This window comes from Winogradskyella sp. UBA3174, assembly GCF_002364335.1.
GTDB lineage: Bacteria > Bacteroidota > Bacteroidia > Flavobacteriales > Flavobacteriaceae > Winogradskyella.
This window is the reverse complement of sequence record NZ_DEXW01000060.1, coordinates 61,811-75,800: the sequence shown is the minus strand read 5'-3', so window position 1 is coordinate 75,800 and position 13,990 is coordinate 61,811. Positions and strand designations below refer to the sequence as shown.

The window sequence follows — 13,990 nt, the reverse complement described above, 5'->3', positions numbered from 1 at the left end:
AAAAATAAAAAACCGCTCTGATTAACAGGGCGGTTTTTAAAAAATTATACGGAAAGGTTTATTTTAATTCTATGCTGGTACTACCCAGTTTTCTATTTTTATGAAAAACGGTGATAAAATAACGCCCTTTAGCAAGTGGTCTATCATCCTTGTAAGTAGCAACAGTTATACAAATATTAAGATTATTGTTGTCAAAATTTACGACTTCTTTCTTGCTATAAATGAGAGAGCTATTTCCGAAGAAAATTTCTCCTTTATCTGAAATGATATTATTATTAGGACTTACAATTTGAATATAAAGCTCTTTATCTCCTTTTTCGGTTAAAGGATTTTCAGCTAAAGCGATACAAACATCAATTGCATTAGCTTTTCTAGCTCGCGTTGTTGCTTTTCTTTTATTGTTATTAATCTTAAAAGCTTCTGCTGTAACACCACTTATTTTTAAAATTGAAGCATTATCAATAGTTTTGTTTAAGCTATCATTGGTTTCTTCTAAAGCACCAATGGCTAGAGATTTTTTTTCTATTGTATTGAGTGCATAGCGTTTTTCTTTTTTCAGCTTAGCATTTGCCAAATTCAGAGAATCTATTGCGCTAAGAAGAATCTTACTCTTAGATTTTAAAATTATAAGTTGATCTTTAAACTTGGTGATAATTGATAAATCACTATTTAATAATCTTAGAGAATCTAAAACTGTTTTAGTTTCTAACTTTGCTAATTGCAAATCTGATGCTATAAGATTATAATCTTCGCTTAGATCGTCGTAACTGGTTAACATTTCTGATAGCTCTTTTTCTATCAAAAACTTTTCTTGTTTTAAGAATTCCTCATAGGATTTAATGGACTTATAATTAGTAAAACTAAAAATTCCTAAAACAGTTAATACAATTAACAATGAACTTATAATTAATCTATAGTTAAATAATTGAGGGTTAACTATCATAATTAATTTCTTAATTTGTAACGAAATTAGAGGTAATCTATCTTTAAACTTATTTTATTCGATTAAATGGTAAAAAATTTGTTGAATCTATTCTTTCCCAAGATTTGTGAAGCATGCAGTAATATGTTGATTGACAATGAACTGATTTTATGCACATTTTGTAGACATCAGCTGCCTGTGACTAATTTTCATTTTGATGATTCTGAAGCAGTCAAAAATGTGGTTTACGGACGTGTTAAATTAGAACATGCAACAGCATTATTGCATTTTTCTAAAAAAGGAATTGTACAAGAGTTACTTCACAATTTAAAATATAGAGGCCATGAACATATTGGTGAATTTTTTGGCAAATGGCTAGGGGCAGAATTAAGTACTATAAAGGCTTATAAATCTATAGATGTTGTTATTCCTGTTCCGCTTTATAAGTCTAGACTTCGCAAACGCGGTTATAATCAAGTTGCTAAGTTTGGAAAAGAAATTGCAGACTCAATAAATGCAGATTATATAGATACCGTTTTAGTAAAAGACAAAGCAACGAAGACGCAAGTGTTTAAAGGGCGTTTAAAAAGATGGAATGACGATGGAGCATTATTTAGTATTGCAGAAAATGAATCCTTAAAAGGCAAACATATTTTATTAGTTGATGATATTATTACAACAGGTGCCACTGCAGAAAACTGTGCCACAGAATTATTAAAGATTAATAATATTAAGTTAAGTTTTGCTACTATGGCAATAGCCGATTGATTTATACGTTTGCTTTGCGTATAGTTAATTATATTGTTTCTTTGTGTTAAATTATTTTTTAGTAAATGCGTTTATCTCCAATACGAACTTTAAGTATTTTTATTTTCATAATCGCGCTAGTAGGTTGTGCAAATCGTGGTACACCTTCTGGAGGAGAAATTGATATTGAACCTCCTTTTATAGAAAAATCTACTCCAGAGAATTTTTCGACAAATTTTCAGGGTGAAGAAATAATTATTATTTTTAATGAGTACATTAAAATTAAAGATATAAGAAAGCAACTTATTATCTCTCCTCCAATGGATACGGCTCCAGTTATTTATCCTGCTGGTGGTGCAAGTAAATATGTCTCCATAAGAATAAAAGATACTTTAGAAGCCAACACAACCTACGCGTTTAATTTTGGACAAAGTATAGTTGACAATAATGAGGAGAATCCATTTTCCTATTTCCGATATGTATTTTCTACAGGCACTACTATAGATTCACTATCTGTTAAAGGAATTGTTGTAGATGCCTTAAAACAAAACCCAGACACCTTTGTTTCTGTAATGTTGTATGAGGTAGATTCTACATATTCAGATTCTATTGTTTATAAGGATAAGCCAAGGTATATAACGAATACATTAGATAGTCTTACAACCTTTAGTATAGATAATATTAAAGCCGGAACCTATAAATTATTGGCTCTAAAAGATAAAAATAGTAATTATCTGTTTAATCAGAAAAATGATAAAATTGCTTTTAATGAAGGTTTTATAACAGTTCCTAAAGACACCACATATAGTTTAAAAATGTTTAGCGAAGACGTAAACTTTAAAGCTATAAAGCCAAAACAAGAAAGTGAAACTAAAATTATCTTTCCTTATGAAGGTGATTATAAAGATATGCGAATTAAGATCTTAGGTGATACACCTGAAGATTATAACTTTAGAATTACAAAGGTGCAAGATAAGGACACTTTAAATTATTGGTACAGGCCAAATTTAGAGGCAGACTCAACGCTGTTTGTTGTTACAAATAAAGCATACAGTGATACACTAAAACACCGTTACAGAAAGATAAAGCCAGATTCATTAGTATTAAGTAAAGTGGTTTCAGGCTCTATAAATTTTGATGAAGATTTTACGCTAGAAGCAAATATTCCTTTAAAGAAAATTGACACGTCTAAAATAAAACTAACCGATAGCGATACTTTACGAATACCCTATAAAGTTGAGTATGATTCTATCTCAAATCGTTATAAGTTTCCTGTTAAGAAAGAAGAATCACAGCAGTATACATTTAAAATTTTCCCTGGTGCATTCACCGATTTTTATGATACTGAAAATAAGGATACTTTAAATTTTGGATTTAGAACAAAGCGAAAGTCTGAATATGGTAATGTTAGAGTTAATATACGAAATGCTAAATTTCCGATGTTAGTGCAGTTAATTAATAAAAATGGTGGTGTTGATTACGAGCGGTATGCAACAGAATCACCTATTGTAGATTTTACAGATGTGGTTCCAAAACTATACAGATTAAGAGTTGTTTTTGATGCTAATGCAAATGGTAAATATGATACTGGTAATTATCTGCTTGGCCTACAGCCAGAGCGGGTTAGTTATGCAAAAGAGATGGATGAAGTAAGGTCTAATTTTGATCAGATTGTTGAGTTTATTCTTCTAGATTAAACAGATCTCTATCGTTAAGAAAATTTAATTTCTCTCTGTACTTTTTTATAAATTCTTTTTCTAAAACAACAATTTCTGTAGCTTCTTTATTTTCTGTAATTGTGTCTATCCTGTGTCCTAAAACATCATAAGCAGCCGAATGTCCAGAATATTCGTAATTGTTACCATCTAAACCAACTCTGTTTACGCCAATACAATAACTCATGTTTTCTATAGCGCGTGATTTTAAAAGTACATCCCAAGCAGTAATGCGTGCTTTTGGCCAATTGGCAACATAAAGTAAAAGGTCGTAATCTTCGACGTTTCTTGCCCAAACAGGGAAACGAAGGTCGTAACAAATGAGCGGACAAATTTTCCAGCCCTTATAATCAAAAACTACTTTTTTTGTTCCTGCGGTATATACCTTATGTTCACCAACTAAAGTAAAGGTATGGCGTTTGTCATATTGCGTAATTTTACCGGATGGTTCTGCACAAACTAAGCGATTATAATATTTGTCGTCCTCTGTAATAACTAAACTCCCGATTATTGCTGCTTGCTTTTCTGCTGCTTTCTTCTTTAGCCAAATTAAGGTTGGGCCATTCATGCTTTCTGCAACAGCAATAGCATTCATTGTAAAGCCAGATGTAAACATTTCTGGTAAAATAATAAGATCAACACCAACAGAAATAGCACTGATTTTATCGTTTAATAAGCGTCTGTTTTCTATTGGGTTTTCCCAAATTAAATGTGTTTGAACTAAGGCAACCGTTAGGGAATTACTCATTTGTTTATAATTTACGTTTTTTCTTTTTCAACTTTTTAAGCAAATGATGTTAATGATAAACTCAAGAATAAAAGAACAATATAATATTTCATGTTATATAAATTTTAGTTCTATTATTTGACACAGAAATGTGCAAAAAGTAACTTAAATTTTACATAATATTTCTGCAGCTTTAACTAAAGTTTCATCAGTCTTTGCAAAACAAAATCTAAGGACGTTATCGTCTTTCCCCTTTTTATTAAAAACAGAAAGTGGAATAGAGGCAATGCCAAACTCTTTCGTTAATCGTTTTGCAAAATCGACATCGTACTCATCTGTAATAGCTGTATAATCTAAAACCTGAAAATAACTGCCTTGCGATGGTTTAAATTTAAATCGAGATTCTGAAATCAGGCTTAAAAATAAATCACGTTTTTGTTGAAAGAAGGAATTTAAACTCAGATAAGTTTCAGCATCTTGCATATAATCGGCAATCCCTTTTTGTGATGGATGATGTACCGAAAAGACATTAAACTGATGCACTTTTCTAAACTCAGACATTAAATGTTCTGGCGCACAACAATAGCCAATTTTCCAACCTGTGTTATGAAATGTTTTGCCAAAGGAAGCAGTTATGAAACTGCGTTGTTTTAAATCTTCAAATAAGCACGCGCTTTGATGTTGCTCTCCATCAAACACAATATGCTCATAAACTTCATCACTTAACACTATAATATTTGTGTCTTTAGTTATTTTTTGAAGTTGCAACATAGCGTCTTTAGACCAAATTGTTCCGCTAGGATTATGAGGTGAATTAATGATAATCATTTTGGTCTTAGGAGTTATCTTTGAAGCAACGTCTTCCCATTCGACTTTATAATCTGGTGCAGATAACTGAATAGGGATTACGGTTCCGCCATTTACTTTAACAGAAGGCTCATAGCAGTCGTAAGCAGGTTTAAAGATTATGACTTCGTCATTTTGTCTTATAAATGCTGAAATAATGGTATAAATAGCTTGCGTTGCACCAGCAGTCACTGTAATTTCTTTTTCAGTATGATAGGTGCTTTTATACAATAACTGATATTTATTAGAAATTGCTAGTCGCAAATCTAAATTCCCAGCCATTGGTGCGTATTGGTTGTAACCATTATTCATGGCTCTACTCACAAAATCATTTAGCTTTTGAGAACTCGGATAATTAGGAAAGCCTTGAGATAAGTTTAGCGCTTTGTGCTCGTTTGCTAAAGCACTCATTACTGTGAAAATTGTGGTACCGACGTTTGGTAGTTTAGATTGGTGTTGCATAATGTAAAGATAAAGACTTCTCGATAGAATTCCTTATACCTATTTATCAGTTCGAGTGAAATTCTTTTTAGAGTTTTGTGTCGAGAACTACTTCAAGATACTCCTAACAATTTTTAAATGATGTGTTGTATGCGCATCCAAAAAACGAACAACTCTAGATGTGTTGACATTACCAAACATAGGATGTTTAAAGTAAGCATTTTTATCTAACGTTGGTATTGTTTTTATATGTTGTCTGGCTTCGGCTAATTGTGTTTTAATGTCCTCTACGAGAATAATCTCAGATGGCATTACATGTTTTGGTGCTTTTGCTTTACCACGTGGAATATACTTTAGAGCGAAAATAATGCGACCTATAAATGAAAAATTATTTTCATAAGTACTTGGGTCAGATTTCTGCATGTTGCTTACAACGGCATTAAAAACTTTTAAACTGTGATCTAAATGCCAAGCAACATTAACTTTAGAAATAGTAATATTTGTAGCTTCACTATGCTGAATGTAATCTTCGATTTGGTTTAGTGAATTTTGTAAAACTGTAATGTTTGAGGCTTTCATTTAAATTTGTTTATTGAAAGGTAATTGAAAATATTAAATCCCAAACACAAGTGCTTGGGATTTAATATTTTCAATTTCTACTAATAGATTCTTGCCTTCGCAAGAATTTATTAGTACCTGTAATGCTCAGGCTTATAAGGACCTTCAACTGTTACACCAATATAATCTGCTTGGTAATCTATGAGCTCTGTAAGTTCAACACCAATTTTTTCTAGGTGTAATTTTGCTACTTTCTCATCTAATATTTTCGGTAGCATATATACGTCATTTTTATATGCCGCACTGTTTTTCCAAAGTTCAATCTGTGCTAAAGTTTGGTTTGTAAAAGAGTTACTCATAACAAAACTTGGGTGACCGGTTGCACAACCTAAGTTTACTAAACGGCCTTCAGCTAAAAGAATGATATCTTTACCATCAATGGTATACTTATCTACTTGTGGCTTAATAGTGTCTTTTGTATGACCATGTTTCTCGTTTAACCAACCTACTTGAATTTCGTTATCAAAATGACCAATATTAGCAACAATAACTTTGTCTTTCATTGCTTCGAAATGCTCAGCTCTGACAATATCTTTATTTCCTGTTGTAGTAATTACGATATCGCTATTACCAATTACAGTTTCTAATTTTTTTACTTCAAAACCATCCATTGCAGCTTGTAAAGCACAAATAGGATCAATTTCAGTTACTGTTACAATACTTCCTGCACCTTTAAAAGAAGCAGCAGTACCTTTACCAACATCACCATAACCACAAACAGTTACTCGTTTACCAGCTAACATTGTATCTGTTGCACGACGAATTGCATCGACTGCAGATTCTTTACAACCGTATTTGTTATCAAATTTCGATTTAGTTACAGAGTCGTTAACATTAATTGCCGGCATTGTTAATGTACCATTTTTAACACGCTCGTATAATCTGTGTACTCCTGTTGTCGTTTCTTCAGACAATCCTTTAATACCTTCAGATAATTCTGGGAAACGGTCTAAAACCATATTAGTTAAATCACCACCATCATCTAAAATCATGTTTAGAGGTTGTCTGTCTTCACCGAAAAATAAGGTTTGCTCAATACACCAGTCAAATTCTTCTTCGGTCATATCTTTCCAAGCATAAACAGCAGTTCCTGCTTCAGCAATTGCGGCTGCAGCCTGATCCTGAGTAGAAAAGATGTTACAAGAACTCCAAGTTACTTCAGCACCAAGTGCTTGTAGCGTTTCAATTAAAACTGCAGTCTGAATCGTCATGTGTAAACAACCAGCAATACGAGCTCCTTTAAGAGGTTGCTCATTTTTATACTCTTCACGTAAACTCATTAAGCCTGGCATTTCTGCTTCAGCTAAATTAATTTCTTTTCTTCCCCAAGCCGCAAGCGACATATCTTTTACCTTATTAGGTACGTAAGTAACGGTTTTAGTACTCATACTTTTATTTTTCTTAATTCTTATAAAATGAAACACCTTTGGGATTTAGCACTTAAAATGGTTAAATTCGCTAATCAAAATGCATTATATGCCTTAGGCAGCGCAAAGATAATCAATAACATTCAGAATATTAAATGCCACTCTATAAATCCATTATTGTAAACTCACAAACTACTGTTAAAATCTGGAAGATTGAAGAGTCTTACCCAGTGTTGTTGAAACCTTTAGATTTAAAACCTGAAAGTTTAGAGCGTGTTTTAGATATGAAAAGCGAGTTACATCAGCGCGGGTTTTTAAGTGTCCGTCATTTATTGAGAGAATTTGGTTACACAGACCAAGATTTATTTTACGATGAAAACGGAAAACCACACTTAAAGGGTGGTAAGCATATTTCAATAACACATTCATTTACATTTTCTGGAGTCATTATTAGCGATAAAGATGTTGGTATTGATATTGAAATGCAACGTGATAAAATCGGAATTATAGCTAAGAAATTTGTAGAGTACGAATTTGAGTATTTAGATACTAATGCTGAAGATTACATTCGGAAATTAACCGTGATTTGGGGAATTAAAGAATCGCTTTACAAATTATTTGCTACGCCAGGTATGTTATTTAAAGAACATTTTTTAGTGATTCCGTTTATGCTCAAAGATAAAGAAACTGTAGCGTGGATAGATTGTGAAGACAGAAAACACAGATACAAAACCGCCTTTTTAGAGTTTGAAGGGTTTACATGTGCTTATGTAGTTCCGTAATGAATAGCATTTATAAAAATATAGTTTCTGCATTGGCAAAAAATAAAAAGTTATTGGCAGTTTTAATCGATCCAGATAAGATGAAGCTTCAAGCTGTTTCAGGTTTTATTCCTAAAGTGAATCAATCCATTGCAACGCATATTTTTGTTGGAGGTAGTGAGGTTGACGAAGGCTGCACTGAATCTTTAGTTATTGAAATTAAAAAGTATACTGATTTACCAGTTATTTTATTCCCTGGAGATGTTATTCAGATTACAGATAAAGCAGATGGCATTTTGTTCCTTTCATTAATTTCAGGTCGAAATCCTGACTATTTAATTGGTAAACATGTCGAAGCTGTTTCAAGATTAAAAGATTCAAAATTAGAAGTGATTCCAACAGGCTATATGTTAATTGAAAATGGAAAGGAAACGTCTGTGGAACGTGTTAGCCAAACTAAACCAATAAAAAGAAATCAGCTTCAATACATAATAGACACCTCAAAAGCAGGTGAATTACTAGGCATGAAACTTATGTATCTCGAAGCAGGAAGTGGAGCAACACATCCTATAGAATCCGAAATTATTTCTAAAGTAAAACAAGGTTTAGAAATTCCGTTAATTGTTGGTGGTGGTATAAGAAGTAAAACCGAACTAGAATCTGCTTACAAGGCAGGAGCAGATTTAGTGGTTATTGGAACAGCTTTTGAGCAGGATGTAACGTTTTTTGACAATTTGAGTAAGTGAATTGTTATGCTGAATTTTTTCTCAGCAGTTTATGAATAGAATACTAATTAAAAAGAATACCGTTTTTGCGGCAACTAAGATGAACATATCAGTAGATTTAACTTTATCACCATTGCTAGATGATTATGAAAAGCATGTTATCAATTTTATTAAACAGCTTAGGGCTTCAGACTTTACCGTATTAGAAAACCCTTTAAGCACACAGATTTATGGGGATTATGATAAATTAATGCCATTTTTAACGCAAGAAATTAAACGTTCATTTGATGCTGTAGATATTTCAGTATTACAAATGAAGATTGTAAAGACAGACAGAAGCAATTATGAGCCAAATTTTTGATTTTCTCTTTGGGCAGTATTCAGACTACCAAACAGCAGATATTGTTCTAGAAATCGTTGCGGTTATATTCGGTTTCTTATCGGTTTGGTTTTCTAAACAGAATAAAATTTTGGTATTTCCAACAGGGATGATAAGTACAGTTATCTATGTGTATTTATTGTTAAAATGGGAATTGTTAGGTGATATGATGATTAATGCCTATTATTTTATAATGAGTGTTTATGGCTGGTACATATGGACGCGTAAATTAGATGATACACACGCCACACCAATATCTAGAACCAACTTAAAAGAGAAAAAGATAAGTGTAGTTATATTTTTTGCGACGCTTTTATTTGTCTTTGTTGTCTATAATGCTTTTGATAAATGGACAAATTGGGTGGCTTATGTAGACACCATTACAACAGCTATCTTTTTTGTAGGTATGTGGCTCATGGCTAAGCGTAAAATAGAAAATTGGATATTTTGGATTATTGGAGATATTATATCTGTACCGTTATATTTGTATAAAGGATTTACATTCACAAGTTTTCAATATTTAGGATTTACATTTATTGCCATTTTTGGTTATTTAGCATGGAAGAAGCACTTAAACAACAACCCTCAAACTGCATAAAAGTAGTTCTGTTTGGACCCGAATCTACAGGTAAGACAACCTTATCTCGGCAGTTAGCTAGGCATTACAATTCTGTTTGGGTGCGAGAATATGCACGCGAATATCTGCAAGATAAATGGAATAATGAACGAAAAACATGTGAGCCAAAAGATTTACTCCCAATTGCAAAAGGACAAATGGATTTAGAGAATAAGTTGGCTAAAAAAACAAACTCAGTTTTGATTTGTGACACAGACTTACTTGAAACTAAAATATACAGTGAAGCTTATTATTCAGGAACATGTGACCCGATTTTAGAAGCATATGCTCTAGAAAATTCTTACGACCTTTATTTTTTAACTTATATTGACACCCCATGGGAAGCTGACGATTTAAGAGATAAGCCACATGAACGAGAACGTATGTTTAAGGCTTTTGAAACAGCACTAGAAACTTATAAAAAACCTTATATTTTGTTAAAAGGTAATAAACAAGAACGTCTTAAATTGGCTATTGAGCATATTGATAATTTATTACAAAAGAAGACATGAGTTTTACAAAAAAAGATATAAAACAAATAGAATCTAAAGGATTAACGGTTAAAGCCGTTGAGTATCAAATCTCACTATTTAAAACAGGAATTCCTTTTTCAAATATCGCTGAAGCAGCTACAGTCAAAGATGGTATCATAACTTTGGATGATACATTAACTGAAGGTTTAGTGTCTTATTTTGATAAACATAAAGATAATCTAAAACTGTTAAAGTTTGTTCCGGCTTCTGGTGCAGCAACGCGAATGTTTAAGTTTTTATTTAAATTTTTAAAGGATTATAAACCAAAGAAGGAATCTGTAAATTCATATATTAATAAAAATAAACTCAAAGACATGTCATTGTTTTTGGTTGGTTTAGAAAAATTTCCATTTTATAAAAAAGTTATTGAAGCTCTTAGAGCTAATGATATTGAGTATGAAAAATTATCTGTTAGTGCTAAGGCTTGGCATTTTGTTAGCACTATGTTAGACGAAAATCAGCTAAATTTTGGAAATTCACCGAAAGGACTATTGCCCTTTCATGAATATAAAAATGATTGTACTTCAACGGCCTTTGAAGAACATTTGTATGAAGCAGCATTATACGCTTCGGATAATAATAATGCCAAATTACACTTTACAATTTCTGAGCGTTTTAAAGACAAGTTTGACAAAGAATTTAAGCGTATCGAGGAGTGTGTAGAAAAAAATACAGGTGTATCATTCGATATTTCATTTTCCTATCAGCACGAATCTACAGATACAATTGCGGTAACTTTAAAGAACAAACCGTTTAGAGAAGATGATGGGTCATTATTATTTAGACCTTCTGGTCATGGTGCATTATTAAAGAATTTAAATGCTTTAGATGCAGATATCATTTTTGTTAAGAATATAGATAACGTTGTTGTAAAACAATATAAAGAAGAAGTTGCTAAGTATAAGAAGGCTTTAGCTGGTATGCTTTTAAAATTACAGGAAAAAACATTCTATTTTCTTAATGAACTCGATAAGGATGATATTTCTGAAGATGAACTCACTACGATCGGCGAATTTTTAACACGAGAATTGAGTGTAAAGATTTCAATGGAGTTCGAAAAATATTCAGATAAGTATAAAAAAGAATATTTAAGAGAAAAGCTTAATAGACCAATCCGTGTTTGTGGTATGGTTAAAAATGAAGGAGAACCAGGTGGAGGGCCATTTTGGGTAAAAGATCAAAGTTGGAATCAATCCCTTCAAATAGTTGAATCTGCTCAAATAAATTTAAAGGACAAAATACAAAAGGATATTCTCAAAAATGCCACACACTTTAACCCTGTAGATTTGGTTTGCGGAGTTAAAAATTATAAAGGTGAAAAGTTTGATTTAGAAAATTACGTAGACCATAAGACAGCATTTATTACAATGAAAACTAAAGTAGGTAAAGATTTAAAAGCTTTAGAGTTACCAGGACTATGGAATGGTAGTATGGCCTTTTGGAATACGATTTTTGTAGAAGTACCAATCATAACATTTAATCCTGTTAAGACAGTTAATGATTTGCTTAAAGCACCTCACCAAATAATGTAATTGTGGATGTACATTTACTTAAATCTGAATTGACCTATAAATACGTTCGAAGCTCTGGAAGCGGAGGGCAGCACGTTAATAAAGTATCGTCTAAAGCAGAATTGTATTTTAATCTTGAAGATTCAAACGTATTTGATGACGTTCAAAAAGAAAAACTATCTGAATTCTTTAATAATAGATTAAATAAAGATGGAGTTGTCGTAATAACTTGTGATGAAAGTAGAAGTCAGTTTAGAAACAAGGCTATAGTCACTCAGCGATTTATCAATCTAATAGGAGAAGGCCTAAAAGAACAGAAAAAAAGGCGTCCTACTAAAATACCACGATCTGTAAAGCGGAAACGCTTAAATAATAAACGAATAAATTCAGAAAAGAAAGCAAAAAGAAAGCCACCAACTTTGGAGTAAATTCTAAAATTTCAAACTCATTTAAGGTTCGTAAAGTCTAAGAATTGATGAGTTGTACAGAAACACGCTTTACGGCTTTACGAGAAATAGATTTTTAAACTAAGTTTCTTTTTATAAAATTTCTGTGTAAAATATAAAAATCATAATTCATAATCCAGAAATCTATTATACATTTGTGCTGTTCTCATTAAAGGGGTGCCTAATATCGGCTGAGATCATACCCATTGAACCTAGAACAGGTAATGCTGTTTAGGAAAGCGATAATCGCTATTATTTAAAATTTACGTTGCTGTCACCTTGAGCGTAGTCGAAAGGTATCATTATGTAAATTTTTAAAACTAATTATTAACCAAGAATAATTACCTCTTTTTATTCGATTATAATACTATAGTCGTATGAAAATTTTATTCAAAAATCTCTCAAAAACAAGTAGGCAGAGATTAACACTATTGATTTTTTTTATTAGTATTTGTTCAGTTTATGGACAAGACAAAAAGCAAGATTCAACAAAAGTTGAAAAGCTAGATGAGGTTTTAGTAAAGGCAGTTCGTGTAGATGCTAAATCACCAATCACCCACAGCAACATTACAAAAGAAGAATTGGCAAAGCGTAATTTAGGGCAAGACATTCCGATGTTGCTTAACTTTTTACCTTCGGTAGTTACGACATCAGATGCTGGTGCAGGTATCGGTTATACTGGGATTAGAATACGTGGTGTCAGTGCACAATCTACAAACCTTACCATTAATGGCATTCCGTTTAATGATGCGGAATCCTTAGGAACGTTTTGGGTTAACTTAGGGGATTTTGCCTCGTCTGTAGAAAGTCTACAATTACAACGTGGCGTTGGGACATCGACCAATGGTTCTGGTGCTTTTGGTGCGAGTATTAATATACTAACAGATGCAGTTTCTAAAGAGGCCTCAGGAGAGATCTCTAATTCATTTGGTAGTTTTAATACCAGGAAGCATACCGTAAAATTCAGTACAGGTCTTATGAACGACCACTTCGAAATTGCTGGTCGTCTGTCTAATATTTCCTCCGATGGTTATATTGATCGCGCTTCGGCAGATTTAAAATCGTATTTTCTTCAAGGCTCTTATGTCGATGATAATACGTTGATTAAAGCGATTACTTTTGGTGGAAGCGAAGTGACTTACCAAGCTTGGTATGGTATTAATGCCGACCAATTAGCAGCGGATAGAACTTTTAACACATCGGGAGAATACACAGATGATAATGGCGTTACACAATTCTACGATAACGAAGTAGATAACTACAATCAAGATCACTACCAATTACACTGGAATCAGCGTTATAATAATAACTGGTCGACGAATATAGGTTTAAATTACACTTATGGTCGTGGTTATTTTGAGCAGTTTCGAGAAGATGATGATTTCTCTACTTATGGTTTTGAAGAATTAACGGTCAATGGTGAAACAGTAAATACAACTGATTTAGTACGTCGTCGTTGGTTAGATAATGATTTTTACGTATTTAATGCCAGTGCCAATTATAAGGATAATACTATAGACATGGTTTTTGGTGGTTCTTTTAGTCATTACGATGGTGACCATTTTGGTGAAGTGATTTGGGCAGAATTTGCAAGTCAAAGTGATATTAGAGACCGCTATTATGAAGGTAACGGAAA

General features: G+C 32.5%; 15 protein-coding genes. 10 read left to right on the top strand and 5 right to left on the bottom strand.

Annotated features, from left to right (window positions below; genetic code table 11):
• Positions 1-58: 58 nt before the first annotated feature.
• Complete coding sequence (locus B2U95_RS11095) at positions 59-943, bottom strand: hypothetical protein (protein ID WP_296316353.1); 885 nt, start codon at positions 941-943, stop codon at positions 59-61.
• Positions 944-1,120: 177 nt separating this feature from the next.
• Here B2U95_RS11095 and B2U95_RS11090 point away from each other — a divergent pair, with 177 nt between their 5' ends.
• Positions 1,121-1,690, top strand: a complete 570-nt coding sequence (locus B2U95_RS11090) for a ComF family protein (protein ID WP_339614022.1) — start codon at positions 1,121-1,123, stop codon at positions 1,688-1,690.
• 65 nt (positions 1,691-1,755) lie between these two features.
• Complete coding sequence (locus B2U95_RS11085) at positions 1,756-3,366, top strand: Ig-like domain-containing protein (protein ID WP_296316348.1); 1,611 nt, start codon at positions 1,756-1,758, stop codon at positions 3,364-3,366.
• On the opposite strand, the gene B2U95_RS11080 is transcribed toward B2U95_RS11085, so the two are convergent.
• The 4 genes from B2U95_RS11080 to ahcY form a co-directional block, all read right to left on the bottom strand.
• Positions 3,350-4,132 (bottom strand): amidohydrolase, encoded by a 783-nt coding sequence (locus B2U95_RS11080; protein ID WP_296316345.1) that lies wholly within the window; start codon positions 4,130-4,132, stop codon positions 3,350-3,352. The two genes, B2U95_RS11085 and B2U95_RS11080, sit on opposite strands and share 17 nt — an antisense overlap.
• 144 nt (positions 4,133-4,276) lie before the next feature.
• On the bottom strand, positions 4,277-5,419 hold the full coding sequence (locus B2U95_RS11075; protein ID WP_296316342.1) for a methionine aminotransferase: 1,143 nt from the start codon (positions 5,417-5,419) through the stop codon (positions 4,277-4,279).
• Between the two features lie 87 nt (positions 5,420-5,506).
• The gene (locus tag B2U95_RS11070) at positions 5,507-5,977 is read right to left on the bottom strand and encodes a DUF1569 domain-containing protein (RefSeq protein WP_296316340.1); all 471 of its coding nucleotides are present in this window, start codon (positions 5,975-5,977) and stop codon (positions 5,507-5,509) included.
• Positions 5,978-6,087: 110 nt separating this feature from the next.
• A complete protein-coding gene (ahcY, locus tag B2U95_RS11065; protein ID WP_296316337.1) occupies positions 6,088-7,404 on the bottom strand; it encodes an adenosylhomocysteinase in 1,317 nt (438 codons plus the stop codon).
• 134 nt (positions 7,405-7,538) lie between these two features.
• Between ahcY and B2U95_RS11060 the strand changes: the two genes are divergently transcribed.
• The 8 genes from B2U95_RS11060 to B2U95_RS11025 form a co-directional block, all read left to right on the top strand.
• The gene (locus B2U95_RS11060; protein WP_296316334.1) at positions 7,539-8,165 is read left to right on the top strand and encodes a 4'-phosphopantetheinyl transferase family protein; all 627 of its coding nucleotides are present in this window, start codon (positions 7,539-7,541) and stop codon (positions 8,163-8,165) included.
• Positions 8,165-8,890, top strand: coding sequence for a geranylgeranylglyceryl/heptaprenylglyceryl phosphate synthase (locus tag B2U95_RS11055; RefSeq protein WP_296316331.1), 726 nt, complete (start codon positions 8,165-8,167; stop codon positions 8,888-8,890). The genes B2U95_RS11060 and B2U95_RS11055 overlap by 1 nt, the downstream gene beginning before the upstream one ends.
• 79 nt (positions 8,891-8,969) lie before the next feature.
• Positions 8,970-9,230 (top strand): hypothetical protein, encoded by a 261-nt coding sequence (locus tag B2U95_RS11050; protein WP_296316435.1) that lies wholly within the window; start codon positions 8,970-8,972, stop codon positions 9,228-9,230.
• Positions 9,214-9,846 (top strand): nicotinamide riboside transporter PnuC, encoded by a 633-nt coding sequence (pnuC, locus tag B2U95_RS11045; RefSeq protein ID WP_296316329.1) that lies wholly within the window; start codon positions 9,214-9,216, stop codon positions 9,844-9,846. Before B2U95_RS11050 ends, pnuC begins: the two co-directional genes overlap by 17 nt.
• Positions 9,807-10,376 (top strand): ATP-binding protein, encoded by a 570-nt coding sequence (locus B2U95_RS11040; protein ID WP_296316326.1) that lies wholly within the window; start codon positions 9,807-9,809, stop codon positions 10,374-10,376. Before pnuC ends, B2U95_RS11040 begins: the two co-directional genes overlap by 40 nt.
• Entirely contained in the window at positions 10,373-11,929 is a 1,557-nt protein-coding gene (locus B2U95_RS11035; protein ID WP_296316325.1) for a DUF4301 family protein, read from the top strand. The genes B2U95_RS11040 and B2U95_RS11035 overlap by 4 nt, the downstream gene beginning before the upstream one ends.
• A gap of 2 nt (positions 11,930-11,931) precedes the next feature.
• Positions 11,932-12,336: an alternative ribosome rescue aminoacyl-tRNA hydrolase ArfB gene (arfB, locus tag B2U95_RS11030; protein WP_296316323.1), complete on the top strand. Its 405-nt coding sequence runs from the start codon at positions 11,932-11,934 to the stop codon at positions 12,334-12,336.
• 395 nt (positions 12,337-12,731) lie between these two features.
• On the top strand, positions 12,732-13,990 hold a 1,259-nt coding region (locus tag B2U95_RS11025), incomplete at its 3' end, for a TonB-dependent receptor plug domain-containing protein (protein WP_296316320.1).

Bases quoted from the DNA above. Each gene is read 5' to 3' on its own strand.
- B2U95_RS11070 (WP_296316340.1), bottom strand. From the start codon at position 5,977: ATGAAAGCCTCAAACATTACAGTTTTACAAAATTCACTAAACCAAATC.
- B2U95_RS11085 (WP_296316348.1), top strand. From the start codon at position 1,756: ATGCGTTTATCTCCAATACGAACTTTAAGTATTTTTATTTTCATAATC.
- B2U95_RS11050 (WP_296316435.1), top strand. From the start codon at position 8,970: ATGAACATATCAGTAGATTTAACTTTATCACCATTGCTAGATGATTAT.
- pnuC (WP_296316329.1), top strand. From the start codon at position 9,214: ATGAGCCAAATTTTTGATTTTCTCTTTGGGCAGTATTCAGACTACCAA.
- ahcY (WP_296316337.1), bottom strand. From the start codon at position 7,404: ATGAGTACTAAAACCGTTACTTACGTACCTAATAAGGTAAAAGATATG.
- B2U95_RS11040 (WP_296316326.1), top strand. From the start codon at position 9,807: ATGGAAGAAGCACTTAAACAACAACCCTCAAACTGCATAAAAGTAGTT.
- B2U95_RS11055 (WP_296316331.1), top strand. From the start codon at position 8,165: ATGAATAGCATTTATAAAAATATAGTTTCTGCATTGGCAAAAAATAAA.
- B2U95_RS11060 (WP_296316334.1), top strand. From the start codon at position 7,539: ATGCCACTCTATAAATCCATTATTGTAAACTCACAAACTACTGTTAAA.
- B2U95_RS11075 (WP_296316342.1), bottom strand. From the start codon at position 5,419: ATGCAACACCAATCTAAACTACCAAACGTCGGTACCACAATTTTCACA.
- B2U95_RS11080 (WP_296316345.1), bottom strand. From the start codon at position 4,132: ATGAGTAATTCCCTAACGGTTGCCTTAGTTCAAACACATTTAATTTGG.
- B2U95_RS11035 (WP_296316325.1), top strand. From the start codon at position 10,373: ATGAGTTTTACAAAAAAAGATATAAAACAAATAGAATCTAAAGGATTA.
- B2U95_RS11095 (WP_296316353.1), bottom strand. From the start codon at position 943: ATGATAGTTAACCCTCAATTATTTAACTATAGATTAATTATAAGTTCA.